General features: G+C 45.4%; 24 protein-coding genes. 14 read left to right on the plus strand and 10 right to left on the minus strand.

Translation table 11 applies throughout. From position 1 onward, the window contains the following. The first annotated feature begins 226 nt into the window (after positions 1–226). The 3 genes from HQ865_RS00425 (at position 227) to HQ865_RS00435 (ending at position 4,667) form a co-directional block, all read left to right on the plus strand. Positions 227–1,099: a mechanosensitive ion channel family protein gene (locus HQ865_RS00425; RefSeq protein WP_173412986.1), complete on the plus strand. Its 873-nt coding sequence runs from the start codon at positions 227–229 to the stop codon at positions 1,097–1,099. Positions 1,100–1,281: 182 nt separating this feature from the next. Continuing rightward, positions 1,282–2,709 (plus strand): L-serine ammonia-lyase, encoded by a 1,428-nt coding sequence (locus HQ865_RS00430; RefSeq protein ID WP_173412987.1) that lies wholly within the window; start codon positions 1,282–1,284, stop codon positions 2,707–2,709. 809 nt (positions 2,710–3,518) lie between these two features. Beyond that, positions 3,519–4,667 carry an acetamidase/formamidase family protein gene (locus tag HQ865_RS00435; protein WP_173412988.1) on the plus strand — a complete coding sequence of 383 codons (1,149 nt, stop codon included), beginning with the start codon at positions 3,519–3,521 and terminating at the stop codon, positions 4,665–4,667. Between the two features lie 47 nt (positions 4,668–4,714). Here HQ865_RS00435 and HQ865_RS00440 read toward each other — a convergent pair whose 3' ends face one another. From HQ865_RS00440 to HQ865_RS00460, 5 genes are all read right to left on the minus strand, one after another. Further along, entirely contained in the window at positions 4,715–5,164 is a 450-nt protein-coding gene (locus HQ865_RS00440) for a hypothetical protein (protein WP_173412989.1), read from the minus strand. Next, complete coding sequence (locus HQ865_RS00445) at positions 5,157–5,384, minus strand: hypothetical protein (RefSeq protein ID WP_173412990.1); 228 nt, start codon at positions 5,382–5,384, stop codon at positions 5,157–5,159. The genes HQ865_RS00440 and HQ865_RS00445 overlap by 8 nt, the downstream gene beginning before the upstream one ends. Positions 5,385–5,642: 258 nt before the next feature. Next, a complete protein-coding gene (locus tag HQ865_RS00450; protein ID WP_173412991.1) occupies positions 5,643–7,172 on the minus strand; it encodes a carboxylesterase/lipase family protein in 1,530 nt (509 codons plus the stop codon). Between the two features lie 174 nt (positions 7,173–7,346). Beyond that, a complete protein-coding gene (locus HQ865_RS00455) occupies positions 7,347–8,153 on the minus strand; it encodes an N-acetylmuramoyl-L-alanine amidase family protein (RefSeq protein ID WP_173412992.1) in 807 nt (268 codons plus the stop codon). Positions 8,154–8,520: 367 nt separating this feature from the next. After that, a complete protein-coding gene (locus HQ865_RS00460; protein WP_173412993.1) occupies positions 8,521–9,492 on the minus strand; it encodes an NAD-dependent epimerase/dehydratase family protein in 972 nt (323 codons plus the stop codon). A 145-nt stretch (positions 9,493–9,637) separates the two neighbouring features. Here HQ865_RS00460 and HQ865_RS00465 point away from each other — a divergent pair, with 145 nt between their 5' ends. Genes HQ865_RS00465 through HQ865_RS00475 form a run of 3 tightly spaced genes read left to right on the plus strand, consistent with a single transcriptional unit; the run spans position 9,638 to position 13,211 of the window. Continuing rightward, complete coding sequence (locus HQ865_RS00465; protein ID WP_173412994.1) at positions 9,638–10,822, plus strand: formimidoylglutamase; 1,185 nt, start codon at positions 9,638–9,640, stop codon at positions 10,820–10,822. A gap of 52 nt (positions 10,823–10,874) precedes the next feature. After that, entirely contained in the window at positions 10,875–12,011 is a 1,137-nt protein-coding gene (locus tag HQ865_RS00470) for a TlpA disulfide reductase family protein (protein ID WP_173412995.1), read from the plus strand. Between the two features lie 57 nt (positions 12,012–12,068). Next, positions 12,069–13,211, plus strand: coding sequence for a TlpA disulfide reductase family protein (locus tag HQ865_RS00475; RefSeq protein ID WP_173412996.1), 1,143 nt, complete (start codon positions 12,069–12,071; stop codon positions 13,209–13,211). Positions 13,212–13,376: 165 nt separating this feature from the next. Here HQ865_RS00475 and HQ865_RS00480 read toward each other — a convergent pair whose 3' ends face one another. After that, a complete protein-coding gene (locus HQ865_RS00480; RefSeq protein WP_173412997.1) occupies positions 13,377–14,912 on the minus strand; it encodes an IS1182 family transposase in 1,536 nt (511 codons plus the stop codon). A gap of 163 nt (positions 14,913–15,075) precedes the next feature. Here HQ865_RS00480 and HQ865_RS00485 point away from each other — a divergent pair, with 163 nt between their 5' ends. The 3 genes from HQ865_RS00485 to HQ865_RS00495 are packed head-to-tail and all read left to right on the plus strand — an operon-like array spanning position 15,076 to position 16,620. Further along, positions 15,076–15,936: a TlpA family protein disulfide reductase gene (locus tag HQ865_RS00485; protein ID WP_173412998.1), complete on the plus strand. Its 861-nt coding sequence runs from the start codon at positions 15,076–15,078 to the stop codon at positions 15,934–15,936. Positions 15,937–15,995: 59 nt separating this feature from the next. Then, a complete protein-coding gene (locus HQ865_RS00490; RefSeq protein WP_173412999.1) occupies positions 15,996–16,310 on the plus strand; it encodes a type II toxin-antitoxin system RelE/ParE family toxin in 315 nt (104 codons plus the stop codon). Between the two features lie 16 nt (positions 16,311–16,326). Beyond that, on the plus strand, positions 16,327–16,620 hold the full coding sequence (locus HQ865_RS00495; RefSeq protein WP_173413000.1) for a HigA family addiction module antitoxin: 294 nt from the start codon (positions 16,327–16,329) through the stop codon (positions 16,618–16,620). A 3-nt stretch (positions 16,621–16,623) separates the two neighbouring features. On the opposite strand, the gene HQ865_RS00500 is transcribed toward HQ865_RS00495, so the two are convergent. Both HQ865_RS00500 and HQ865_RS00505 read right to left on the minus strand, forming a co-directional pair. Further along, on the minus strand, positions 16,624–17,805 hold the full coding sequence (locus HQ865_RS00500) for a glycosyltransferase family 2 protein (RefSeq protein WP_173413001.1): 1,182 nt from the start codon (positions 17,803–17,805) through the stop codon (positions 16,624–16,626). Positions 17,806–17,811: 6 nt separating this feature from the next. Then, positions 17,812–18,726 carry a glycosyltransferase family 2 protein gene (locus HQ865_RS00505; protein WP_173413002.1) on the minus strand — a complete coding sequence of 305 codons (915 nt, stop codon included), beginning with the start codon at positions 18,724–18,726 and terminating at the stop codon, positions 17,812–17,814. A gap of 101 nt (positions 18,727–18,827) precedes the next feature. Between HQ865_RS00505 and HQ865_RS00510 the strand changes: the two genes are divergently transcribed. The 5 genes from HQ865_RS00510 to HQ865_RS00530 all read left to right on the plus strand — a co-directional run bounded on the left by HQ865_RS00510 (position 18,828) and on the right by HQ865_RS00530 (position 22,600). After that, positions 18,828–19,313: a hypothetical protein gene (locus HQ865_RS00510; protein ID WP_173413003.1), complete on the plus strand. Its 486-nt coding sequence runs from the start codon at positions 18,828–18,830 to the stop codon at positions 19,311–19,313. A 12-nt stretch (positions 19,314–19,325) separates the two neighbouring features. Further along, on the plus strand, positions 19,326–20,468 hold the full coding sequence (locus HQ865_RS00515) for a fused response regulator/phosphatase (protein WP_173413004.1): 1,143 nt from the start codon (positions 19,326–19,328) through the stop codon (positions 20,466–20,468). Continuing rightward, the gene (locus HQ865_RS00520; RefSeq protein WP_173413005.1) at positions 20,468–20,806 is read left to right on the plus strand and encodes an STAS domain-containing protein; all 339 of its coding nucleotides are present in this window, start codon (positions 20,468–20,470) and stop codon (positions 20,804–20,806) included. Before HQ865_RS00515 ends, HQ865_RS00520 begins: the two co-directional genes overlap by 1 nt. A gap of 9 nt (positions 20,807–20,815) precedes the next feature. Beyond that, positions 20,816–21,352 carry an ATP-binding protein gene (locus tag HQ865_RS00525; protein ID WP_173413006.1) on the plus strand — a complete coding sequence of 179 codons (537 nt, stop codon included), beginning with the start codon at positions 20,816–20,818 and terminating at the stop codon, positions 21,350–21,352. Positions 21,353–21,457: 105 nt separating this feature from the next. Further along, on the plus strand, positions 21,458–22,600 hold the full coding sequence (locus HQ865_RS00530) for an acyltransferase family protein (RefSeq protein ID WP_173413007.1): 1,143 nt from the start codon (positions 21,458–21,460) through the stop codon (positions 22,598–22,600). Positions 22,601–22,864: 264 nt separating this feature from the next. Here HQ865_RS00530 and HQ865_RS00535 read toward each other — a convergent pair whose 3' ends face one another. Both HQ865_RS00535 and HQ865_RS00540 read right to left on the minus strand, forming a co-directional pair. After that, on the minus strand, positions 22,865–23,620 hold the full coding sequence (locus tag HQ865_RS00535) for a 4'-phosphopantetheinyl transferase family protein (protein WP_173413008.1): 756 nt from the start codon (positions 23,618–23,620) through the stop codon (positions 22,865–22,867). A 10-nt stretch (positions 23,621–23,630) separates the two neighbouring features. After that, positions 23,631–26,279, minus strand: coding sequence for a non-ribosomal peptide synthetase (locus HQ865_RS00540; RefSeq protein WP_173413009.1), 2,649 nt, complete (start codon positions 26,277–26,279; stop codon positions 23,631–23,633). Between the last annotated feature and the right edge of the window lie 8 nt (positions 26,280–26,287).

Raw genomic sequence — 26,287 nt, forward strand, 5'->3', positions numbered from 1 at the left:
AACTTTCTATTAATTCTGTTACACTTAAACCTAAATTTGTACAGGATATCAAATAGATATCAACACAGGCACAGCTTTTGCATATATCACAATACCATGAAATACATAGTAGAAAAAAACAAACAATTAAAGAGCGCCCTGGTAGACTGGATGTTTATCAAAGGCCCCGAATTATTTATTGCCATATACGGTAAATAATAATTAGTGCGTAAATTTGCTTCTCTATATGCAACAGTTAGAGAAGTTAATAGACCATAGGGACAGGGTACAAAAGCTTTACGATAAAGCTTACGATTGGGTGCTGGATAACGGCCCCAATATAATTGCGGGACTGATCATATTATTTGTAGGCCTTTGGCTGATCAGGATCTTAAAAAACCGCATTCGCGCTCAGATGAGCAAAAGGGAGATCCACTCCTCATTACAACCATTCTTCTTAAGTGTTAGCATCATCGGCCTTAATATATTGCTGATCGTTTCGGTAATGCAAATAATGGGCATCGGCATTTCGTTGTTCACAACGGTATTGGGTGCTTTTACGGTTGCCGCGGGTTTAGCACTTTCGGGTACTTTCCAAAACTTTGCCGGCGGGATCTTGATCCTGTTGTTAAAGCCCTTTGAACTGGATGACAGCATCCTGGCCCAGGGCCAGGATGGCAAAGTAGTATCTATACAGATATTTTATACCGTGCTGCTCACCGCCGATAATAAAACAGTAATTATCCCCAATGGTAAGTTGTTTAACGAGGTAATTACCAACGTTACCCGTGAGGGTAAACGCCGGGTTGACTTTGAGTTAAAGCTGGAATACGCCGCTGATGTGGACGAGGTGAAAAAAGTGATCTATAACGCGATAGAGAACACGGCGAATATATTAGAGGCACCCAAGCCAAACGTTGGCGTTTTTGCATTGGAGCTGGATGGCGTGCGATACACCGTGCGCGTTTGGGCGCAGGCATCTGATTTCCTTTCAACCAAGCTTGAATTACAGGAAAGGGTAGTGAAGGAGTTGAAGGCAGCCGGTGTTAAGCTGCCGGGTATCATCTCGCCGGTGACTCCACCCGCGGAGGCGCGTGAGCCTGCTTCGGATAATATGTAATACACTAAGTTATGCCCGCGTTAGGGATTGCAGTGGAAAGCCCGGAGCCGTAAGGGCTTGTGTGTGGGGTTGGCGAGGACTTGTAGCGTAAAGCCCGGCCGCAGGCAACGCCAAAAATATTTTCGTGCTATCGCGATAATAATACACTAACTGCATCGAAATTTATCCGTAAATTGCACGCAATGCAACGCGAACAGATCTCCGTTTTCGATATTTTTAAGATAGGTATTGGCCCCTCCAGCTCGCACACGCTTGGCCCCTGGCGGGCGGCGCAACAGTTTGTACAAACCCTCGCCGATCAGGATGTTTTAACCTTGGTGAGCGAGGTGAAAATATTACTGTACGGATCGTTGGCTAAAACCGGTAAAGGCCACGGTACCGACATTGCCATACTGCTTGGCCTTAGCGGCGATGACCCGGTTACGTTCGACGTAAATGCCATCGACCATAAGATATCGCAAATAAAGAACGATCATAAATTGATGCTGGGCGGGCAGCAGGAGATCAACTTCAGTTACGAGGATGACTTGCTTTTCCTGTTTAGCGAAAGTCTGCCTTTTCACCCCAACGCGGTAACGTTCCAGGCATTTTTAAATAACGGGAAGGCCGTTTCGGGTACTTATTATTCTATTGGTGGTGGTTTTGTGGTAAAGGATGGCGATAGCGGTCAGGGCAAAACCGAGGTTGATCTGCCTTTCCCTATCGATACCGCCGGCGATTTGCTGCATTGGTGCATCAAAACTGGCCTGAAGATATCGGAAGTGGTGATGGAGAACGAACTGGCCTGGCGCAGCGAACAGGAAACCCGCAGCGGCGTGCTGAATATTTTCCGTGTGCTGAAGGAATGCATTTACCGCGGTTGCCATACCATGGGCCATTTACCGGGTGGCCTGAATGTTGCACGACGTGCGGCTACACTAAATAAACGCCTGATAGGCGATGCTGTGTATACCAACTTTGATGAGTGGCTGGTAGCTATTCGCAAAACCGGCATGAGCTTTAAAAATATTTTGGATTGGGTAAGCTGCTTCGCGCTTGCGGTGAACGAGGAGAATGCCTCGTTTGGCAGGGTAGTAACGGCGCCTACCAATGGCGCGGCTGGGGTGATACCGGCAGTATTAGGCTATTATATGATGTTTTGCGATGGTTATACCGATGATAAGGTGATCCAGTTTATCCTCACCGCGTCGGAAGTGGGCAGTATCTTTAAAAAGGGCGCTACTATATCGGCTGCGATGGGTGGTTGCCAGGCCGAGATCGGCGTATCATCGGCTATGGCCGCGGCAGCATTGACCGAATGCCTTGGCGGATCGCAACGTCAGGTATTAATGGCTGCCGAAATTGCCATGGAGCATCACCTGGGCATGACCTGCGACCCTATAGGCGGCCTGGTGCAGATCCCCTGCATCGAGCGTAATACTATGGGTGCCATAAAAGCTATCACTGCATCACAACTGGCCCTGCAAACCAACCCTGATAATGCTAAGGTTAGTTTGGACGCGGTAGTGAAGACCATGTGGCAAACCGCGCAGGATATGAACTCTAAATACAAGGAAACCGCTGATGGTGGTTTGGCGATAAATATCCCAATCAGTTTGCCGGAGTGTTAAGTACCACTGCTTCCTTGCGACGAACAAGATAATTTGTACGTTTGTGGTTTTGTGCTTTTAATGTTCGATTAGTACTTTTTTAACGTCAGTCTGCTCATAGCCGCAGGGGCCTATTACTTTTCCCTTGATGAAAAAGTAACAAAAGATCAAGACAGCGCTAATGCTTCCTTTGCCGCACGTAGCCTTTGCACGCATCAGGCAAAACCACGGTACGCAAGAATTTGCCGCTGCTTGCGCACCCGCAGGGCCACCGCTTCAGGCAAATCCGCTTCCCTTTCCCTGCACACCGTGCCAGCATCGTTTTTGCCTGATCTTGCCGGAAGCAAACCGCTGTCGGGAACCCCTCCCAAACCCTCCCCGAGGAGGAGGGCTTAGGAAGCAAATCCGAGCGGAGCGAAGCTTCGCTTCGCATGGATTTGCACCGTATCTCCTCCATTCCGACAGCAAAACGGCTTCCGGGTGAAAACGAGTAGAACATGGTGGATTGTGGGCGGGAAAGGGCATTAGCTTGGTGCCTGAAGCGTTGGCTTGCGGGTGCGATAGCGGCGGCATCAAGGTTCAGCCCTGTGGTTCTGCTTGTTTTGCAGGGCAAAGGCCTGGTGCGGCAAGGGAAGCATTTTTGATGTCTTGATTTTGGTTACTTTTATCAAGAAAAGTAACAGCCTATCCGGCGGCGATTGAGCCGGACTGACAATCATAAAAGCACTACCTATAAAATGAAGACTAAAACCCGCGTTGATTTGTATCGCAAATTATACTATAAATCCCATTCACATTCAATAAATTAGCCTATCATAAACCACAAACTTATGGCAGGCAATACCCTGAATAACCGCCGCGATTTTATTAAGCAAACCGCAACCGGTGGATTGGCGGCGTTATCCTTAACAACTTTAGGAAGTGTATCAGCTTTGGCTGAAACCATTAGCGCTTCTACTGCGACTTTAATAAAGCCCAATGTGCTGGTGCGTTCCATTCCGCAGAATATGGTTTATGGTTATTATGGGGCCGATGTGCCGCCGGTGGCTAAGGCTAAGGATGGCGATGTAGTGGAGATTCAATGCATCAATACCACGGGTATCAGCGCGCGCGACCCGGAGGCTTTCTTTAAAAAGAATAACTATTCGCTGGATACCGAGCATGCCAAAGATGTGGTAGACATTATGAAGAATGTAAAGCGACAGCCAGGCAACCCAACAGGCCACATGCTTACCGGCCCGGTAGAGATTGAGGGCGCTGAGGTGGGCGATATGATGGAGATCAGGGTGCTGGACATCATCATCCGCAGCGAATATGGGGTGAACAGCGTTTGGCCGGGTGGGGGAGGTTTGCCTGATGGCGTTACGCAGTCCGAGACTTTTGTGTATAAATACAATAGTAAAAAAACACTTGCTGCCTGTGAGCGTATCCCGGGTGTTGAAATACCCATTAAGCCGTTCTTCGGGGTAATGGCGTTGTCTCCGCCGCCTGAATTGGGCCGGGTAAGTTCTATCCCGCCGGGGTTTTATGGTGGTAATTTCGATATCCGTTATCTAACCAAGGGCACTACGCTTTACTTGCCGGTATCGGTAAAGGGTGGCATGTTCACTACCGGCGATTGCCATGTGGCCGAGGGTAATGGTGAGGTGAGCGGTGTATCTATCGAGGCATCGCTGTCGCTGGTGGCTAAATTCATCGTACACAAAAATAAACCACTTAAAATGGCCCGCGCCGAAACACCAACGCATTTTATCGCCATTGGTATCGACCCTGACCTGCGCGTGGCGATGAAAAACGCCATTGCCGAAGCGACTGGATTTTTAAAGGACGAGATGGGTTATACCTTTAACCAGGCTTTATCTATTTGCAGCGTAGCAGTTGATTTTGAAGTGAGCCAGGTAGTGAACCGCACGGTGGGTGTACATGCCATGATACCGAAATCGGTATTTACGGATAAGAAGTTTAAGTATTGGAGTTAGGGTGGATGTGCAGATTAATAGCTAGTACTTAACCAATATAAATTTAGCTACTTTATATTGGTGGTCTTTTTCTCCGTGGGTTTATTCTTTCTGAAATTTAGAAAAGAGTTTACTACAGCAATCAGGATTACGCCGCCGAAAACAGTTCCCTCCACTTTCATGTTTTGAGAAATTAAATAAGCGGAAAAGAACATACCAGCTATAAGAACTAAGAAAGCAGCGATGATTGTCGACATATCTATTGCAAAAGCTTTTCTGGTAGAACTTTCTATAAGGCCCATTTTTCTATTGTTAAAATCTAATCTGGCATCTTGTTCTTTTTCTGTGCGTGATTTTATCCAATCAATTATATTGGGGTCTAATTCCTTGAGTTTGCTTAATTCTACAGCTTCAGGTAACAGGCTATCATCATAACTTTCATGTTGTTCAAATGATGCGCCTTTGCCTTGTTGAGAAACAATATGACTTTGTTTGGTTGAATGAGTTTGTTTAGCCATTTGCTAATTCAGAGTGATAAGCAGCGATAGATTTTTTTATGTCGTTTTTAAAATATCCCCCATCACTTTTCATGTTCTTTTTATCTTCCCGGATTCCTTTCATCTCCAAATCACTTACGATTTCATCGTAATAATCATTAAACTCATATGGTAAATCATGTTTATGAATCAGTAAAATTCCATGCGACTTTACAAAGAATGTTTTGATAGCTTCGATCATGGTGATTATTTTCTTGAAAATCATAGAACTTGTTTTTAAAATAAAAACTGTTCTAAGGATATAGGTTAAAGTATATAAACGTATAAAAGTAATAAATAGTTGTAATTAAAAACAAATACAACTTAAAAGGTTACAAAGGTAGAACAAATAAATTAATACTGATACTTGTTTCAAATAGCAGATAATGTGCAAATATACTTACTGTATAGGAACAAAAAGATGGCATACAAATGTCAGTATGTTCCCAATATATTGAACCTATTTATCCAGCACCGCATACCGCGCTTCGGTATCCGAAACCTTTGGTTGGCATTTTACATCGATCACCATGAGGTTAGGCGACCCGGGGTTAAAGGTTTGCCATGGGGTTAAGCCTTTACCATTGGGGTTGCCGGTCTTCACAAAGTTTACAAAGTAGCTTTGCATGGTTTCGGATATTTGATGATCATCGGCCGTCCACGCGTAAACTTTATTGGTAGATAGGTTACCTAAAGCATACTCTATCTCGGCCGAATGCACCGCGCCAATGCCTGTGTTCACCTTGCCATCAACCGTGGTTGGGCGTTTGCGGGTATAGTAGTAGCGGTAAACCGGCTTACCGCCGGTTTTACTCTGCATATCAATAAACTTCCAGGTGCTGAAGGCGATAAACCTATCCGATGCCAGTTCGGTGGCTACCTGTCTAACGTCAGCATCGGTGGCTGGTACATATACCTTTAGTATTTCTACCGATTGATTGCCATACATTTTTTGCACGGCGGCGGTAAAGTTGGCAATGGTTGGCTCGGCTTTGCCTAAAACCGCGGCATCACCGCCCTCGGCCGAATTCCAGCCGGCCAATAGGTTCACGTGCATTTGCTTACCCGCGGCAAAGATATTAGCCGGAGCTTCGGGCAGAAAGTAACCATCGATATCAGTTCCGAACCGGCTGTTTGCCGATAGTTCTAAGAGTTTATCAGCCGGTATCTTACGCAGGTCTGCAAGGCTATTGGCGCCAACGGTACTGCCAAATTTTACGCCATTCTGTTCGGCTGTGGCCAGTGGCATAGGCGACAGGTTGCCTAACAAAGAACCGCTCTCGCCAATGGCGCCAATAAATAATCCCTTTGATAGCGGCGAGGCTACCTGCCCGCAAACCGACATTGATCCCGCCGATTCGCCGCCGATGGTTACTTTTTTAGGGTCGCCGCCAAAAGCTGCTATATTTTTTTGCACCCAAACCAGGGCCGCGTGCTGGTCCATCAGGCCATAATTGCCCGATGCGTGGTTGGGCGATTCCTTAGTCAGCTCCGGATGGGCCATAAAGCCGAATATGCCTAAGCGATAGTTTACGGTAAGGGTAATGATCCCTTTTCTTGCCAGCGCTTCGCCATCGTAACGGTACTCCGAACCATCGCCCGCCTGAAAGCCGCCGCCGTAGAAGTAAACCAGTACCGGAAGCTTTTCTTTAGCCGATTTGGCCGGCGTCCACACATTCAGGTACAGGCAATCTTCGCTTTTGCCATCGCTGCGGAACATCATATCATTGTAGATATATCGTTGCATAGCCTGCGGGCCAAAATGATCGGCCTTGCGCACGCCTTCCCAATTTTTTGGGGCCTGTGGTTCGCGCCAGCGCAGATCGCCAACCGGAGGCTGGGCGAAAGGGATCCCTTTAAACGAATGGATACCGCTTGCTTCGGCAACGCCCTGCAGCGTCCCGTTAGCGGTTTTTATTTGAGGGGCAGCCTCCTGCGCGTAAGTATTAACAGATAGCATGAGCAGCAATAAATAGCATATGTTTTTCATGATGGTACAAGCGTAAGCATATCGGTTTAAACGATCGGTGTTCAGCAAATTTAATGTTTATGCTGATGTTTTGTTAAAGATAATTTAAACCGTGGGGCACGTTACTTCGTGTCTTGTTTCCGTGTCGTACATCAAATAAAAAAACACGAAGTATCGTGTCTTTACTGTAGAAGATCAATCCTGCTCGAAACCCTTACGATATTTTTTCAGCGCGCGCAGGATGGATTTAGCAGTCGCCATCTGCCCTTCTTCCGAACTGAGGTATTTCTCGTCTGCCGGGTTATTGATAAAACCGGTTTCCACCATTACCGATGGCATGGCGCTATGGGCCAGCACCAATATCCCCTGCTCAATTACACCTTCCGACCGGCGGTTGTCTACATCGGCAATTTCCCGGCTAACCAGTTTGCCAAACTTAATGCTTTGCGCCCGGTAGGTTTGCATAAACATATTCAGGGTGATAAAATAGGCCGGATCGTTATCCTTATAGCCCTGGTATTTTTTGGCGTAATCCTTTTCCTGGTAAATAGCCGAGTTTTCGCGCAGGGCTTCTAACTGCTCGCCTTTGCGGTGTAAGCCATAAACCAATAGCAGCGCCCCCCTGCGCGTCCCCACTTTTTGCGGAGAAGAGTTACAGTGGATAGAGATGAACAGGTTAGCCTTGGCGTTGTTGGCAATTTCGGCACGTTGCTGCAGTTCTACAAACTTATCGGTAGTGCGGGTCATGATCACGTTGAGCGATGGTATGGCTTCGTTAATAGCATCGCGCAGTTTCAGGGCAATGCCCAGGGCTACGGTTTTCTCTTTGGTATATTCGCCGTGCGATCCGGGGTCTTTTCCGCCATGGCCTGCGTCTATCACTACGGTTTTAAACTTAAAACCCGGAATTTCCTTAGTGCCTTGCGCATGGGCAATGCTAACCAGTAACAAAATAAAACCAAGGCAGGTGATTAATTTATGGCGGAGGTATAAGTGTGGCATGTCTGTTAGTTGACTTATAGACATTTGAACGATCAAATAGTTTACAGGGCGCAAATATAAGTGCTCTAATTGGTTAGCCCCTGTATTTTTTATCAACGTATTGAGGGCGTTAACCCAGGGGCGGGAATTATATCAGATTGTGTATTTCGATTCAATAGCGCCGGCATATGAAATCTCCGGATAGGATAGCATAACTGTGTCAGTTGTGCAAAACAAGGAAAATGTTATTTCCTGTGAAAAAATGAACATGGCTTTAAATTGTCTGATATTCAGGCAGATGTGTGTTTAAATCTTGTTCAAATTCTGTTCAGAACTTGTTCATTTTTCGCAGATCCATTAAGCTATCAGGCGCCTGAAAATTGGCTTATCAGGTCGTTTTCATGCTATCACATATCTCTGTTATCGATCGGCTGATAGGTTTAAAATTGATACCGATGGCCTTTTTAATCTTTGTATTATCATAATTACGCTGCGCGCTGGCACTTTGCGCGGCAACTTTATCGATAGCCGGTGTACCACCTGTAATAGCGGCCAGTACTTTTGATGCCCGCCAGGCCAATCCCATTACCCATGGCTTGGCCAGTATGGAGGGGGCCGGGTTACCGAAGCATTGAGAGATCTCGGCGGTGATGTTTTTATAATCGCGGTTTTCGGCGCTGACGATGAAGCGCTCTTCGTGGATGTCGCTATGCATCAGGGTGATCATGCATTTGGCCACATCCTGCACATCGACAAAGCCAATGCTGCCCTGCGTATAAAACTTTAAGCCTTTACGTATCCGGGCGAACAGCTGTCCGCTGCCGTCAGTACCCGCGTTTGGACCGATGATGATGGATGGGTTAACAATTACCGCATCCAAACCCTCGGCAATGCCGCGCCATACTTCCATCTCGCTTTCCAGTTTTGATATGGCGTAGCCGTCGTTATCGCTGCTTTCGTCAAGGTGATGGTTTTCGGTGATGAGTTCGCCAGGCTTAGCCTCGCCAATGGCGGCTACCGAACTTACATGTACCAGCCTTGCCCCGTATTGCAGGCACAGGTTTACCAGGTTGGCAGTACCTTCCACATTAGTGCGGATCATCGGATCCTTATCTGCCTGCTTTAGCGATACCCATGCGGCGCAATGGTATACCTGCGTTACACCGGTAAAGGCTTCGTCAAGCGCGTGGTAGTTCACCATGTCGGCATCGGCCCACTCAATTTTATCGCTATAAGGAATTAACAAATCGGGAATTACCGAAGCGGCGCGCTTAGTACAACGAATATGTTCGCCGGCTTCAGCCAGTTGCTTAGCCACTTCCGAACCTAAAAAACCTGTCGCGCCTGTTACAAGGATCATGCTTTATAAATGTGCAAATATGCAGATGTGCAAATGTGCAGATAATTTTTTGATGTTATAATGGCGATCTTAAAGGCATCTGCACATTTGCATATTTGCACATTTCCCCTCATCTGCACATTCAAAAAATCTTACATTTGCAGGCATGTCTCTGTCCGATTTTTTTGCGCCTATCGATCTTAAAACCATATTGCCTAAAAATGGCTTTTACGCCAGTCACTTAGGTAGTAAGATCGAGCATCATTCCGTTGCCTTTCCCGATCTGGAAGGGGAAAAGATAGACATTGCCATTATCGGTGTTCAGGAAGACCGCAACGCCATCGGTAACCCCGGCTGCGCGCTGGCGCCCGATTATGTGCGCGAGAAATTATACTCGTTGTACGAGGGTAGTTATAATTCAAAAATTGTAGATCTCGGTAATATCAAACAGGGTGCGTCGGTTACCGATACCTATTTCGCCTTAAAAACTGTTGTTACCGAACTGGTTAAGAAGGATATATTGCCCATAATCATCGGTGGGGGACAGGATCTTACCTATGCCCAATATTTGGCCTACGGCGATTTGGAGCAAAGGGTTGACCTGGTGGTGGTCGATCCCAGATTTGACCTGGAAGATGATGCCCAATCAGAAACTATCGAGACCACATCAATATCCTATCTTAACAAAATATTTCTGCACGAGCCTAATTACCTGTTCAATTTTAGCAACCTGGGTTACCAAACCTATTTTGTAAACCAGGAGAGCCTGCGGGTAATGGATAAGCTATATTTTGATACCAGCCGCCTTGGCGAACTAAGCGGACAGATAGCTGTTACCGAGCCGGTATTGCGCAACGCCAGTATGATCAGCTTTGATATGGGCGCCATCCGCTCATCCGATGCTGCCGGGAATGCCAACGCTACGCCCAACGGCTTTTACGGTGAGGAAGCCTGCCAGCTATGCCGCTATGCCGGTTTCAATGATAAGCTGACATCGATAGGGTTTTACGAGTTTAACCCGGCTTACGATACCAACGGACAAACAGCCACCCTGCTGGCGCAAATGATATGGTATTTTATTGACGGCTTTTATAACCGTAAGCGCGATTTTCCGCTTAATCCAAAATCGCAGTATCTTATCTACAAAACCAGCCTTAAGCACGATGAGCATGAACTGGTGTTTGTGAAAAGCAAAAAATCAGATCGGTGGTGGATGCAGGTGCCATATCCAACCGGCGGATCGCAAAACGAACGCTACCATTGGGTGCCCTGCCGGTATGAAGAATACAAGATGGCCGTATCCGGCGAGATGCCCGACCTATGGTGGCGCACTTATCAAAAACTTAGTTGATAATTTATAGGCTTTCAAGCCGTTATTATAGCTTTAGTTCTGTTTGAAACAAATGAAGAAGTTATTTTTTTATGTGATCGCCCTGCTGCCCTTCGCAGCCAGCGCGCAGGATACTTTTACCCTTAAAGGCCAGGTTGGTAAACTGAGCGCCCCGGCCAAGGCTTACCTGTTGTACCAGGTGGGGGCCAACCGCGTGCTCGATTCGGCCTATATAATTAACGGCGAGTTTGCCATAACCGGTAAGGTACTGAACCCTGTAGGCGCTATTTTGGTGATAGACCGCGCTGGCGTGGGCATCACCCGCCTGGATAAAAGCGCCGATAACCTGACCGTTTATTTAGAAAAGGGCGATATCAACCTTAACACAGCAGATTCGGTAAGCAAGGCGCAGATCACCGGTTCGCCTATTAATGATGATAATAAGCGCCTCACCGCGCAATTGGCTTTGGTAAACAACAAGGCGAAAAAGATCGCTGCCGATGCAAAAAATGCGCCCCTGGCCCAGCAACAAACCGCCGAGTTTCAAAACAACATCCAAACCCAATTAAAAGCGTTGCAAGCGGAGCAGGAAACCACACTGAAGAACTTCATCACCGCTAACCCTAAAAGCTATTTGAGTTTGATGGCGCTTAGTTCGTTAGGTGGCCCATCTGCCGACCCTAAAACGATTGAACCATTGTACAATAACCTGTCGCCCGAGTTAAAGGCATCAGAGGCAGGCTATGCCATAAAGCAATCTATAGATGAATTGAAAACAACTGCTATCGGTTCTGCAGCGCCCGATTTTACGCAGAACGATGCCAATGGTACGCCGATAAAGTTATCCTCATTCAGGGGCAAATATGTGCTGCTGGATTTTTGGGCATCGTGGTGCGGGCCTTGCCGCCAGGAAAACCCCAACGTGGTAAAGGCTTATAATAAATACAAAACCAAAAAGTTTACCATTTTGGGTGTTTCGCTTGACAGACCCGATGGCAAAGCCGACTGGATGGCCGCTATTAAAAACGACGGGCTGACCTGGACACAGGTATCCGACCTGAAGTACTGGAACAACGAAGTGGCCGCTTTATATTTTGTACGTTCTATTCCGCAAAACTACTTAATCGACCCGGAAGGTAGGATAATCGCCAAAAACCTGCGGGGCGAAGACCTCGATAATAAACTGGCGGAAATTTTTGGAAAACTGTAATTTAAAGCACTATATTGCATTAGTATACTTCATTAACCATACTAATCAATACAGAATATGAAAAAAGCATTGCTTACTTTACTTGCAGGTTTGCCTGTATTAGCCTTTGCCCAAACCCCCTTTACAGTTAAGGGTAAAGTAGGCAACATTGGCGCCCCATCAAAAGTGTTTTTACAATACCGCAACGATGGTAAAACCGTGTTAGATTCGACCGTGGCCGTTAACGGCGCGTTCACTTTTACCGGTACTGTTAAAGATATTACTTCAGCTACGTTGATCTACGATCCGACCGGTAACGGCTTATCTAAACTTGACCGTAAAAGCAAAGTAGACGTTGCACAGGTTTATCTTGAAGCAGGTACTGCTACTGTAACCAGTGCCGATTCACTGTCGAAAGCGAAGATCAGCGGTACTAAAGTTAACGACGACAACACTGCTTATAAAGCATTCATGAAGCCGGTTAACGATAAGAGCGCCGCTTTAAATGCATGGTATAGTGCTACTCCGGCCGAAGCTCGCAAAGCGAAAGAGTTCCAGGATCAATTAGAAGCTAAGTCGGACGCTTTGGATAAAGAGCGTGGCGAACTTTCTAAAGCATACGTAAAATCTCACTCAGATTCGTTCATGGCTTTAACAGCTATGAGCAGCGCTTTAGGCTACTATCCTGAATATGCTGATGCTGCCGCGATGTACAATATGTTATCGCCTGCATTAAAAGCCAGCCCTGCCGCTAAAACCTGGGCAACCCGTTTAGATAAACTAAAAGGCGTGGCTTTAGGTGCTATCGCTCCTGAATTTGCCCAGGCCGATACTGCCGGTAAAATGGTAAGCCTGTCTTCTTTCCGCGGTAAATACCTGCTGATAGATTTTTGGGCTTCATGGTGCGGCCCTTGCCGTGCAGAAAACCCTAACGTGGTAAAATGCTTCAATAAGTTTAAAGATAAAAACTTCACCATCCTGGGCGTATCGTTAGATCAGCCAGGCGCTAAAGACAAATGGATCGACGCTATCCACAAAGATGGTTTGAACTGGACACAGGTATCTGACCTGAAATTCTGGAACAACGAAGTTTCAACCGCTTACGGTATCCAGGCTATCCCACAAAACTTACTGCTTGACCCTAACGGCAAGATCATTGCCAAAGGCCTGCGCGGTAAAGATCTGGAAGATAAACTGGCATCATTGCTTGGTAAAATATAACTACACGTCAAAACTTTTGACGCGAAAGAGGCCGTATCATAAATCAAATGATGCGGTCTTTATTTTTTTAGCCTAATAGCTGAATTTGGTATTGAGTTTCTATGGAATTTTTTGAGGGGGAGGGGGTAGCTTTCTTGGGCGAACCTGAGTGGTAAAACGACTCATTTAAGCCGCTTTTTTCCTTAGATTTTGTGCGATTGCAACTAAACCCCATTCTATTTCTACTTTTTCCTTGCCGCGGAGCATAAACCGTTTAAAGCCATGGTTCTGCTTAATATTACCAAATACAGGTTCTACATCAAAGCAGCGTTTCTTTCGCCGTTGTATGCCTTCTTCACTGTTTAACAGCTCGTGCGCCTTTTGTTTCAGGCGGTTCAGGTTTTCATTGATTTCAATGATCCGATTCCCTTTTGATTTATGGCAAATACCGTTCAGCGGACAGTTAGCGCAGTTAACTGCCTGGTATCTTTTTACCGTTTGTTCAAACTCCGTGCTTGTTTTTCTTTTACTTGTTCCGATGAAATTCATTTGCTGGCCCATCGGGCAGATGTAACAATCTTTCTCCTGGTTGTAAAAAAGCTTATTTGCTGCAAAAGGGTGCTTGTTGTTGTGATTCTCATTTTGTTCCTTATCGAACATCCCATACTTTACAAAGGCGATTGTTCCTTTTTGTTCCAACCGCGTGTAGTTCTCCTCGGAGCCATATCCGGCATCGGCTGTAAGCACTTGCGGTGCTTTGCCAAAGCTGACTTCATGCTGCGCTAAATGAGCACTTAATGTATTGGTGTCTGTGGTGTTGGAGTGAATGGTGTAATTGACAATGAACTGGTTGGATGTGGATATCTGAACATTATACCCCGGTTTTAACTGGCCGTTTTTCATGTGGTCTTCCTTCATCCGCATGAATGTGGCATCCGTATCGGTCTTGGAATAGCTGTTGCGTTCACCCAGCAGAGCTTCCTGCTGCTCATAGCGGGCAATGGCCTGCGGGTAATGTTTGCTGATATACCGCAGCTTGCTTTTGACCTGTTTGGAAACATCCTCACGCGAGGAAAGCTTCTCATTGAGTTTATCTACTGCGGCATTGACCTTTTCACTGTCAATAACAGTAAAGTCAGGCGGATCAGGCAGCCTGTCTTCTTCTTTTGCTACGCTTTGGGCATAGTCCCATATCTCTGACAGCTGCTTTTTCATCTTTTCCTTATTGGTCTGAATCGCTTTCTTCCAGACAAAGGTATACCGGTTTGCATTCGCCTCTATCTTTGTCCCGTCCGTATTCACTTCTTCAATACTGAGCAGGCCTTCCTCTGCCAAAAGTTTCACCACATCTTCGAACACATCACGCAGCGCATGCTTCAAACGTACGCCCCGGAAACGGTTGATCGTATTATGATCAGGATAGTTCATCGAACTCAGCCACATCAGGTAAACGCTTTCCCGGCAGGCTGCTGCCAGCTTTCGGCTGGAGTAGGTGTTGGTTACATACCCATATACCAGCACCTTTAACAACATTTGCGGGTGATAGCTTGAACTCCCGCGGATATGATAAGCTTTCAGCAATGGTTCCAGATAGAGCCTGTCGATCACATCGTTAACTACACGCACCGGGTGCGATGCCGGAACTAATTCGTCAAGTGTCGGAGGAATAGCCATCAACTGCCGTTGCTGGTAGGGCTTGAATACAGGTCTTTTAGAGGACATACTACGCTACTTTCGATACATAAATATATGAAAATCAGATTATTATATCAAATAAATACCCCTCTTTATTCCAATAAATTATGCACAAATAAAAAAGAGGCCATGCCATGATTTATGATACAGCCTCTTTTTGTATATTGGCATTACCAATAAAACGCTGATAATGATTAAAAAAGCACTGGTAACAGTTTTCTGTTTACTTCCTTCAATCATATTTGCCCAAACAGCTAAACGCCCGGCATTGGCCGATACCAGCGATATGGCAAGCTATAATGTATATATTAAACCTATAAAAGACAAAATAGCTAAACTGACCGCCGCCTTTATGAAGGCGCCCACGGCTACGCGGGTGTCAAAAAAATACCAGGATATTTACCAGCCAAAGTTTGATAGCCTCTACAAAGAAAGCGATCGCCTGAACCGGGAATGGGTGATGAGGCACCCCAACTCGCCAAGCAGTTTAACGGCTTTAACTGCCAGTTACATGGCCTATCACGATTACGAGCATACCTCGGCAGCCTTCAATAGCTTATCCGATCAATTGAAAAATACCGACAAGGGTAAACTGATAGCCAAAAACATAGAGAAGTTTAATACCGTGGCCTTAGGTGCCGACGCGCCGGAGTTTTCGCAGGCTGCGCCCGATGGTAAGATGATCAGCCTGTCATCCTTTAAAGGCAAATACCTGCTGATAGAGTTTTGGGCATCGTGGTGTGTGCCTTGCCGTGCCAAAAACCCTGACCTGATAAAGACTTACCAAAAATTTAGGGAGAAAAACTTTGCTATCCTTGGCGTATCATCTGATAAAGATAAGCAAGCCTGGGTAGCCGCCATCAAAAAAGACGGGCTCACCTGGCCACAGGTATCAGATCTGCAATATCGCAACAATGCTGTAGCCCTGCTTTATCGTGTTCATGCCATACCGCAAAACTTTTTGATAAATCCGGATGGTAAAGTGGTGGCTAAAAATCTTTTTGGTAAGGATTTGGATAAGAAGTTGGGGGAAATATTAGGTGTGATGTAAAATTACCTTTTTTTGGTAAATTTATTTATTTTAATTATATTTGATAAATCTTCTACAAAATGCGTGTTGTAATTGAGGATGAATATTTAGTTCGGCTTTATTTGAATGGTAAAAGCTTGGGTAAACCTAAATTTAACTACGATATTGAAAAAGGTTTTATTAAAAAAGTATTGCAGATTGAAAATGCGACGAACACACAAGATCTTCGGAATATAAAATCCTTGCATTTTGAAAAGCTATCCGGTGACTTAGAAGGTAAATACTCTATCAGAATAAATAAAGGATACAGGATTATTTTTAGGATTGAAAGGGAGGGGAATAACACCCGGGTGGAGATAGTTTGTATTGAAGAATTAAGCAATCATTATTCATAATGTAAGATCAGCTATTATGGGCAACGTATTTGACAAAGAGGGAAATGAAATAAAAACCGTCATGGCTTTTCATCCCGGAGAACTTTTACAAGAAGAAGTTGAAGAACGTGGATTAAAAAAATCTGAACTTGCTTTCAAACTGGGGATACTGCCCGGTCATTTAAGCGAATTGTTTAAAGGCAAAAGAAATATTACTGCCCGTATTGCGGTACGTTTGGAGAAAGCTTTGGATATCAGCGCCGAATATTGGTTAGGTATGCAATCATCTTACGATTTAATGCTTGCCCGCCAACTGGAGCAAGCATCATAAGGTTTACCCCACTTTCCGTTGCGCCTTATCCCATGCCGCGCTTTGGCTGCCTTTATAATAGCGCACAATACCGGCCAAAACCGCATAATTCATTACGCAAAAATAATAGGGTACAAACAGCGCCTTTACCCGTATCTGGCGCTTTTCCATAATAAAGCCCAGGAGAGCAAGGCCATAAAATAGCGCCTGTCCCACCAGTAGTAATTGATAGATCAAACCACCTCCCGGCCCGGCAACTATCAGGATGTTGCTGATAAACGCCAGTATCATAAAAAACGGCGTTACCGTCCACCGCAAAACACGGTGGCTGATGTACTGGAACGATAACAGCGGGTATTTGAAAATATTGAACAAACCCTTCAACCATATTACCGATTGTATGCCACCGGCGGCAATCCTTACCTTGCGCTTCAGTTCTTCGCTTACGTTGGCCGATGCTGATTCTATCGCGTAGGCATCAGGTTCGTACACAATGCGATACCCTTTTTCAGCAATCAGCATCGATATCATGAAATCATCAAGAATAGTATCGTTTGATACCGGCCGGTACAGGTCGCGGCGAACGCTGAATAATTCGCCGGCGGCGCCAACCACGGTAAATAACTCCGAATCCCATTTCTTCAGGGCCGATTCATACTTCCAGTAGAAACCCTCACCCGCGGCGCTGGCATCGTCGGTAGCTTCTATTTTTACGCGTTTTTCGCCGGCTACCGCGCCAACGGTTTTGTCGGCATAGTGGCGGCAGATCTTTACCATGGCCTCATCGTTCAGCATGGTATTGGCATCGGTAAATACCACAATTTCTGTATCCACGTATTCCATAGCCCTATGCACGGCTACAATTTTGCCTGAGCGACCGGGTTGATGCAATAGTTTGATCTGCGGGTATTCTGCAATAATATCAGGGGTGTTATCTGATGATCCATCTGTAACAAAAAGCACTTTTAGTTTACCGGCGGGATACTTTAGCGCAAGTGTATTATCTATTTTCTCGCGGATGATATCGGCTTCGTTATAGGCAGCAATCACCAGTGTGCATTCGGGTAAAAGATCGTACTCAGGGTCGGTGATATGTTTACGGCCATAAATGGCGCGCTTTATTTTAATGATAATAAAAAGCAAAATGCCATAGCCCACATAGGTATAAAACGCAATGAAAAGGCTTATCCAAAAAAGTATTTCCATGTGTTGCTATTTGAGGGTAACGCCCAGGTCGTGGCTATCTTTTTTATGCGTAAAATTCCACCAGATGGCTTTAAACAGGTATTTGATAAATTCAGTATTGCCCGATTTGATATAGCCGAGGATATTTCGGGGCGCAACTATCAGTAAAAAATAAATGTAAAACAAAAACACCACCACCGGTGAGGCATTACGACGGGTAAATAAAATACGGTTGCGGGTCATGAAGTACTCTTTCAACCAGCTCTTTTTTCCTACCGATATCGACTCTTTATGATAAATAACCGCGTCGCCGCGCACCCAAAGTTTGTAACCGGCCTTCTTAACGTGCTCGCACCAGTCAACCTCTTCGTAGTATAAAAAGTAGCTTTCGTGCATCGGGCCGGCCTTGTCTATCACTTCGCGTTTTACCATTACAGCCGCGCCATGAATGTAGGCTGTAGGGCCTATTACGCTGTTGAAATCATCGCCGTTGCGCTGAAACTTGCCGATCATTTTATTGCGGCCGGTAATGAAGTTGATCTGTGTTGAACCGGCGTACTGTGTCATCCCGGTATCTGGAAAGAATTGTATGCGTGGCGATACCATGCCTACCTCGGGGTGCTGGTCCAATACGTCAACCAGCTTCTGCACCAGGTCGGGGGTAAACTCGGTATCGGTGTTCACCAGGAAAAAGTAATCGCCGGTGGCAGCGGCAATACCAATATTATTACCGCCGGCAAAACCTAAATTGGCTTCGCTGCGTATAAACTTTACATCAGTAAACTGCGGTATCAATTCGGTAACCTTGCCGGTGGTACTTCCGTTATCTACAACAATTATTTCTATATCTTTATAGGTGTTTACCTGTTGAATAGATAATAGCAACTCCCGCGTAACCCCGGGCTGGTTGAAATTAACGGTAATGATGGATATTTTTTTCATTTACTTAGCCGACACTAAATATACATTTTATTAATACCTCCAGCTAATAGCTTTTTTTAATTTTTACGCTCATACTCGGTATTTAGTTACACAAAAAAGGAATGGATAATTCGGCGCTGATAGAAGATAAGGTAAACGAGCTGGTTGATTTGCTGCGCAAAAACCCACCCGATAGGGAACAGGCGCAACATATTAAAAGCAAGATAGAAAACGTGCTTGGAGATCAATCGCTTCCCGGCACATTAGAAGCTTTCCGCGAATTGGATAACCCCGATCTGAGCCGCCTGGAACTGATGGATGACCTGGAAGCCTTACTATCCAACCATCAGTTGGATAATACCATCACCAAAAAATTCCTGCTGCGCGAAAAGTTTAACAAATTGCTGGTGATCATCATAGGCATCATCATGATCACTTTGGGGATGGGCATGATCATTATGCCGGCGCCGCCTTATTTTGAAATGTATACCCTTTTTTACTTTAACCCTAATGATGGCGTTACAATAATGGACGTATTATCATTGCTTATTGTATTTACAGGTGTATATTTGTTTTCGAGTGCATTGATATCCAAGCCCAAGCACTAAACAAAACCGATCATGCCTGCATCACATAAAATACTTTTGGTTGATGACAATCCCCTTGTTTTAGAGATGATGGGCCGCGCGCTTTCGCGCGAGGGTTTTATTTGCATGAAGGCCAATTCGGCTATGCAGGCGATGGAACTGCTGGAAAAGGATGTGCCCGATATCATCCTGTCTGACTATGATATGCCCGAAATGAACGGTTTTCAGTTCAGGCAGCAGTTAATGGGGAATAAAAAATTCAAACATATTCCTTTCATGTTCCTTACATCAATGAACAATGCCGAACTGATGCTGGAGGGGATGAATATGGATGCCATTGATTACATTGTTAAGGATGTCCCGGTGCCGGTTATCGTATCTAAAATAACCAATGTTTTAAACACCATACGCGAGCAGCACGAGCGTTCCATCAGCGAATTGAGCAGGGCGGCTGTGGCCCTGAATTTAAATTCTGTTCCGCAAAAAGTGCCCGTACTTCACGGTTTCGGTATTGATTTTTGGCATAAGCCTTACCAAAATTACCCGGGGGGCGATTTTATAGATTTTATCCAGATAGATGAACGCTACACTTTTATTGTGCTGGGCGATGTGATGGGAAAAAAATGGGGGGCATGGTTTTTTTCGTTCGGGTTTTTAAGCTATGTGCGGTCGGCGGTGCGGCTTTGCATCTTCGATGGCGATCTTTCTACCAAAAGCATCATGCAAAAAATAAATTCGGTGGTGCATCACGATCCGGTGGTTAGCGAGGTTTTATCCACACTATCGCTGGTGATGGTTGATACCGAACTATCGCAGATGAGTTATTCGGGCGCGGGCGATCTGCCTTTGCTTTATTATAACTATGCCGGGGATAAAACAAGCAGGATACAATCGGAGGGCTTATTATTGGGCTTGCGGCAGGATGGCGATTTTGATGAGTTTATGCTAAAATTAAACCCGGGCGACCAAATACTGATGCTAACCGATGGGATGATAGATGAGGAAACGGCGGGAAGGAAGCGATCGGACTATAGTAACTTTGAGCAGGCAATAACCGCCTTTTTAGGTAAGCCGGATACTTTTAACCAAATAAGAAACAGTGATTTTTTAAACAAAAAGGCCCAGGAACAAATTGACGATTGCAGCCTGATTTTTTTGCAAAAGGAGATAAACTAATGATACTGAACACCCGCGACGAAAACGGCATTACCATTGCCCAAATATTGATACAGGAAGCTAATCTTACCCAGGCCGATGCCCTGAAGGCAGAAATGGTGGCGATAATTGATAAGCACCCCAAAAAGATACTGACCGATTTTAGCCAGGTGCAATATGTGGATAGTTCGTTTTTGGGCGCTATGGTATCATCATTAAAATACGCTGTAGCAAACAAAGCAGATATTGCCGTGGTTAATTTACCAAAGGATATACACGACCTTTTCGCGCTGATAAGGCTTGATAAGGTTTTTAAAATATACACCAGTGTTGAGGAGGCATTGGCCGATAGTAATTAAACCTAAACCATGGAACAAGCGATAAGGCAAATACTGATATTCCCTAACCGGGCCGATAAGATATATACCTTTATACAAAAGGTGGTAGGCTTTATTGAGCAGTATATGCCCGAAAAGGTTTCTAAAGTTTCCTTTAATATCCGTGTAATTGTAACCGAACTGCTTACCAATAGTATAAAACATACAGGCGGGGGCGATACCGGCGTGGAACTGATACTTACCCCAACCACCTTTACTATTAAAAAAACCGATGAGGGAACGCCCTTTGATATTAAGCACGACGGGGCAGGCTGGCCTTTGGATGAGGGGATAAAAGGGCCAATAAAAATATACTCGGATGTGCTGAATGGTTTATATGCCAACATTGTTTCACCCTATAGCCTTAGTTTTTATACCGAAAGCTACGCTGATGCCGGTGAAGATCATGCGGATCTGTCTGAACATTACGGCCTGATCATTATTTGCCGGGCGAGCGATTCGTTTGTGTACCAGTATAACCCGCGCAGCAGGCAAAATATTTTTACGGTTACCATTAACCTTGTTTAGGTGTTCTTTTTTAATAGTTAAGCGTAAATTCCTTCAATAATAACGTGGTAAATGTGCATATTTACAATGCGGGCATGAAACTACGTAACTAAATAATTGAACCGAATGGCAATGAGCAATATTGCTGCGACAGGCCAAAAAAAGGCTAAAATATTTTTCCCTAATTTAAACGGCGTCAGAGCTATTGCATCACTGATGGTGGTGATTGCGCATATCGAACTGGAGAAAAAAGAATTTAATCTGCCGCTTATCCCGCATATCACGCTTTTAAATTTCGGTAAAGTTGGCGTATCGGTGTTTTTTGCCCTAAGCGGTTTCCTGATCACCTACCTGTTGCTTGAAGAGCGTAAGAACTTTGGCAAGGTTTCATTTGCCGATTTTTATATGCGCCGTATCCTGCGGATATGGCCATTGTATTTCCTCATCGTTATTGTCGGTTTTTTTATCTACCCTAAAAACAATTCGAGCGAGGCGTTTTGGCTGTCGGTATTTTTTCTTCCTAACCTTGCTTTTACTTTAAAACTGTTACCCGCCTTGTTCGACCCAATTTGGTCTATCGGTACCGAAGAGCAGTTCTACATTTTCCATCCGCACTTTTTCAGGTTTAAAAAGGTATTACATGTTTTTTATGCCCTTTTCGGTTTCTTAATATTTTATCTTGTTTTTGGCCAGGTTACCCGCCATTTTTCTGAAGGTAATTATGTGGTAGGTGTAATTGGCGAATTGACCTATTACGCCCGTTTTGATAACATGGCCATCGGCGCGCTTGTGGCCGTATTATACTATAATACTAAAAACAACGAGTTTAAATTTTACTTCCAAAAACTGTTTGACCTTGTTTTTAACAAGTATGTACAAATACTGTTGCTGCTGGCATTTGTAGGCTTTGTATATATTTACCTGCAGCGCCTGCCACCCGAAGGCGACCTGGTGATAGCTACTTTAGCGGCACTGCTGATAGTTAACCTATGCGAAACTGAAACCAGCATCGTTTCGCTTAGCAACAGCAAAATTCGTTTAATTGGCGAAATTTCCTACGGTATTTATTTGATACACAAATTTCCGGTACGCCTGATGGTTTGGTTTGTAAAAACCTATATGCCTGATGCAGGTGTACTGGTGCAAAACCTGGTCATCTATATCGCGGCTATTGCCGTAACATTAGTGCTTGCCTGGTTATCATACAATTTCTTCGAGAAATATTTCCTTGGATTGAAGAAGAAGTTTGCCAAGATCACACAGCATTAAGATTTCCTGCACCTTCCTGCATCATGCTGAGCGATATAATCCCTGCGGGCCTCTTAATGGTTAAATGACATGCCGATGAAAGCCCCCTCTAAATCTCCCCCAAAGGGGGAGACTTTGGAACCCTCTCCTCTGGAGAGGGCAGGGTGAGGCTTCAGCGGAAAAACAAACATGTCATGCTGAGCGGTAGCGAAGCATCCCAAGCTATGCTTTGTTGCTCTTTATACCGGGGGATGCTTCGCTATCGCTCAGCACGACGGTGAGATTTTAAAATAATAAACATAAGGTCTCTATATCAAGTTTGCGAAACTGCAAGCACGTTTTTGGCGATGGGTAAGTAATGCTCCCCATAAAATTCTCTCCGGTGAAAAAACTTTCCGTTATCCAGCCGATATTTTCATAATCAACAGGCAAAGTGCCTTTACCATCCAGCGCCGGCATATCGGGCAGGTTATCATCTATGCCGGTTCCGCAGGCTTTTAACAGGGCCTCCTTGCGTGTCCATAATAAAAAAAATGCTGCTGTAGCGTCAGGCGAACTATTGATGTAATCCACTTCGGCTGCGCTAAAATATTGCGATGCCACGTCCGCATAAGCGAAATCAGGGTTCATCCATTCTATATCAATGCCCAATTCGGTATCGCCTAAAGCAATTAAAAACTCCCCGGCCGAATGTGAGATATTGAAATGGCAGGACCGGTCTGCAACAGCTAAACCGGGCTTTTTATTGGAATTATAAGTAAACGGAATCTGTCGCGCGGGCATATTCACTTGTTGCCCCAGTAATACCCGCAAAATACCATGCTGAATAACATAACGCTGCTTGTCCTTTAACTGGTAATAGCGCAACGCCCGGGCTTGTTCCTGTGGCTCTAAAAGGGTAAAACAAGCATCGTATAAATGCAGCAGACCGGCGGTTACCCCATGCCAAATGTAAACGGTGTATTTATGTAAACCATCAGATGCCGGTTGCTGATCCCACGCCGGGCGACCGATAAAACTGCATTCAACTGTACCCGGCATACCCGGTTGGTTAGTTTTTGACGGCCCTATCCAAACACTCCTGAAGCACTACAGCAAACTCCTTATCGTTAGGCGGGGCAAATATGGTATTATGCTCGCCGGGGATATCGTGTACAAGCACGCCTCGTTTAGCAAACGGTTTCCAGCCCATGGTTTTAAAGTCGTCCATATAAAAGGTACGCTTTTTGGCGCGGAACAGATCAATAGCGATATCAACCGGCTCCACAAAATAATTATCCATGGCACGTTGGTTTTCCTCGTCTATTTGGTTAGAGTAGCCAAAGAAACCTTCCTGCTTTTGTTCCTTACCATGCGTAATGCGCCAGTATAAGCGGATGATGCGGCGTTTTATTTGCAGCCATTTGTATTCAATAGCACGCTTAGGATCTTCGGCTAATAATACAAAGCTATATAGCACCTGCATAATAAAGAACCTTGTGTTATCGAATGTCTTTTTTATCCAGGAGTCGTGTTTTTGGGTTTGTGTTATATAAGTATCAAACATGGCCACCATGCGTACATCCCGGCCTTCGTTTTTCATTTGGCGGGCCATTTCGTAAGCAATGATACCACCCAGCGAGTACCCAGCCAAGGCGTACGGCCCGTCAGGATTTTTGGCGATGATCTCGGCTATGTAACTGGCCGCTATCTCGCCCATATCGTCAAGCGGTTTATCAATGCCGTTCAGGCTTTTGGCTTGCAGACCGTAAACCGGTTGGTCATCATCCAAATTCATGGCCAGCGCATTGAATAGTAAAACGTTTAAACCCGCGCCGTGCACAATGTATATCGGCATTTTATTGCCCTGTGGTTTAATAGGTACTAATGAATCCCAGGTGATGGATTTTGAATCCATCTGCAAACGCAGGGACAGCTTTTCTACCGTAGAATGCTCAAACAATGTTGCCAGTGGCAGGCGTTTACCGGTTTCCTGCTCAATGCGGGCCATAATTTTTACAGCTACTAAAGAGCGGCCACCCAGTTCGAAGAAGTTATCAAAAATGCCAACCTGCTCGATATTCATATACTCCGACCAAATATCGGCCACCATTTTCTCAACCTCGGTGCGTGGAGCTACGTAGGTGTTGCGATGGCGTACAATAAATGGTATTGGGTTAGGCATAGCCTTACGGTCAACCTTACCGTTCGGGGTGATCGGGATGGTGTCGATAACAGCGAAGTCGTCGGGCACCATGTATTCGGGCAGCTCGTCTATCAACGATTGCTTCCAGGCATCCAGGTGCTGTACCGAATCTTCGTTCACATCAGCCAGTACAATATAAGCAACCAGGCGCATATCAGGCCCCATATCGCTGCGCGGCATTACAACCACCTGCTTAATGTTTGCCTGTTTAGATAAGATAAATTCTATTTCCTCAACCTCAATGCGGTATCCGCGGATCTTCACCTGGTGATCGGTACGGCCAAGGCAAAAGATATCGCCTTTGGCATCAAAACGGCCTAAATCGCCTGTCCGGTAAACCTTAGCGCCAGGGATGCCGGTAAATTTATCGTCGATGAATTTCTCCGCATTTAGTTCAGGGCGGTTAAGGTAACCAATGGCTACGCCTTCGCCGCCTATCAGTATCTCACCTTCCGATCCATCGGTCAGGTTATTCAGGTGCTCGTCTACAATGTATACCTGCGTGTTTAGTAACGGTTTGCCGATGGTGATATCGTCGATACTGGTTACATGCTTAATGGTTGAATAGATGGTGGTTTCGGTTGGGCCGTATTGGTTCCACAACTCCTTGCACAAAGGGATGATCTTGCTGGCCAGATCTTTGGTCAATGGCTCGCCGCCGGTGATGCCTTTAATTGGCAGCGGGTCTTTCCAGCCCGACTCTACCAGCATGCGCCAGGTATATGGCGTAGCCTGAAAGAAGGTAACGTCCTGTGTCTTTAATATTTCCAGCAGCGCGCGGCCATCTTTGGCGGTTACCGTATCTGTAATAATGAGGGTAGCGCCATGCATCAGCGGCAGGTACATCTCCAACCCAAAAATATCGAATGATATGGTGGTAATGCCAAGCAATACATCGTCGCTGGTCATCTTCAGGTGGGCCATGCCCAGTTCCAGGTTCAGCAGGTTGCGGTGGCGTATTTGTACACCTTTAGGCTTACCTGTCGATCCGGAAGTATACAGGATATATATAAGGCTTTCGCCGGTAACTTCATTTTGGGGTTGCGTTGGCTCAAAATCGCTAAGCTTAGCTTGCAGATCCTCAATATAAACTTCTTTTGAAGTGGTTTTATAGTGCCCCTGGTATTTGCGCTGCGTAAACAGGATCTTGGCGGCGCCATCTTCCAGCATAAACTCTACACGGTCGGTTGGGTAATCCGGATCGAGCGGAATATAAGCCGCCCCTGATTTAACGATCCCCAACAGCGCGATGATCATATCGGCCGAGCGGTCCATCGCTATGCCAATAATATCGCCGGTTTTAATGCCCTCGGCTATCAGCGCGCGGGCAATACGGTTTGATGCTTCATCAAGCGTGCGGTAACTATATTGATGGTCCTGAAATTTAAGCGCTATTTTATCCGGATATTGCTTTGCTTTTTCGGCAATATAGGTATACACGGGGGTGTCTTTAGGATACTCAACAACTGGTCCTATCCCAACGTTCAAAAGATCATTATGCTCCTGATCGGCCATTTAATCAA

The sequence above is a fragment of the Mucilaginibacter mali genome, assembly GCF_013283875.1.
Lineage (GTDB): Bacteria > Bacteroidota > Bacteroidia > Sphingobacteriales > Sphingobacteriaceae > Mucilaginibacter > Mucilaginibacter mali.

Coding starts and splice junctions, on each gene's coding strand:
- HQ865_RS00425 (WP_173412986.1), top strand. CDS start 227: ATGCAACAGTTAGAGAAGTTAATAGACCATAGGGACAGGGTACAAAAG.
- HQ865_RS00430 (WP_173412987.1), top strand. CDS start 1,282: ATGCAACGCGAACAGATCTCCGTTTTCGATATTTTTAAGATAGGTATT.
- HQ865_RS00435 (WP_173412988.1), top strand. CDS start 3,519: ATGGCAGGCAATACCCTGAATAACCGCCGCGATTTTATTAAGCAAACC.
- HQ865_RS00440 (WP_173412989.1), bottom strand. CDS start 5,164: ATGGCTAAACAAACTCATTCAACCAAACAAAGTCATATTGTTTCTCAA.
- HQ865_RS00445 (WP_173412990.1), bottom strand. CDS start 5,384: ATGATCGAAGCTATCAAAACATTCTTTGTAAAGTCGCATGGAATTTTA.
- HQ865_RS00450 (WP_173412991.1), bottom strand. CDS start 7,172: ATGAAAAACATATGCTATTTATTGCTGCTCATGCTATCTGTTAATACT.
- HQ865_RS00455 (WP_173412992.1), bottom strand. CDS start 8,153: ATGCCACACTTATACCTCCGCCATAAATTAATCACCTGCCTTGGTTTT.
- HQ865_RS00460 (WP_173412993.1), bottom strand. CDS start 9,492: ATGATCCTTGTAACAGGCGCGACAGGTTTTTTAGGTTCGGAAGTGGCT.
- HQ865_RS00465 (WP_173412994.1), top strand. CDS start 9,638: ATGTCTCTGTCCGATTTTTTTGCGCCTATCGATCTTAAAACCATATTG.
- HQ865_RS00470 (WP_173412995.1), top strand. CDS start 10,875: ATGAAGAAGTTATTTTTTTATGTGATCGCCCTGCTGCCCTTCGCAGCC.
- HQ865_RS00475 (WP_173412996.1), top strand. CDS start 12,069: ATGAAAAAAGCATTGCTTACTTTACTTGCAGGTTTGCCTGTATTAGCC.
- HQ865_RS00480 (WP_173412997.1), bottom strand. CDS start 14,912: ATGTCCTCTAAAAGACCTGTATTCAAGCCCTACCAGCAACGGCAGTTG.
- HQ865_RS00485 (WP_173412998.1), top strand. CDS start 15,076: ATGATTAAAAAAGCACTGGTAACAGTTTTCTGTTTACTTCCTTCAATC.
- HQ865_RS00490 (WP_173412999.1), top strand. CDS start 15,996: ATGCGTGTTGTAATTGAGGATGAATATTTAGTTCGGCTTTATTTGAAT.
- HQ865_RS00495 (WP_173413000.1), top strand. CDS start 16,327: ATGGGCAACGTATTTGACAAAGAGGGAAATGAAATAAAAACCGTCATG.
- HQ865_RS00500 (WP_173413001.1), bottom strand. CDS start 17,805: ATGGAAATACTTTTTTGGATAAGCCTTTTCATTGCGTTTTATACCTAT.
- HQ865_RS00505 (WP_173413002.1), bottom strand. CDS start 18,726: ATGAAAAAAATATCCATCATTACCGTTAATTTCAACCAGCCCGGGGTT.
- HQ865_RS00510 (WP_173413003.1), top strand. CDS start 18,828: ATGGATAATTCGGCGCTGATAGAAGATAAGGTAAACGAGCTGGTTGAT.
- HQ865_RS00515 (WP_173413004.1), top strand. CDS start 19,326: ATGCCTGCATCACATAAAATACTTTTGGTTGATGACAATCCCCTTGTT.
- HQ865_RS00520 (WP_173413005.1), top strand. CDS start 20,468: ATGATACTGAACACCCGCGACGAAAACGGCATTACCATTGCCCAAATA.
- HQ865_RS00525 (WP_173413006.1), top strand. CDS start 20,816: ATGGAACAAGCGATAAGGCAAATACTGATATTCCCTAACCGGGCCGAT.
- HQ865_RS00530 (WP_173413007.1), top strand. CDS start 21,458: ATGGCAATGAGCAATATTGCTGCGACAGGCCAAAAAAAGGCTAAAATA.
- HQ865_RS00535 (WP_173413008.1), bottom strand. CDS start 23,620: ATGCCGGGTACAGTTGAATGCAGTTTTATCGGTCGCCCGGCGTGGGAT.
- HQ865_RS00540 (WP_173413009.1), bottom strand. CDS start 26,279: ATGGCCGATCAGGAGCATAATGATCTTTTGAACGTTGGGATAGGACCA.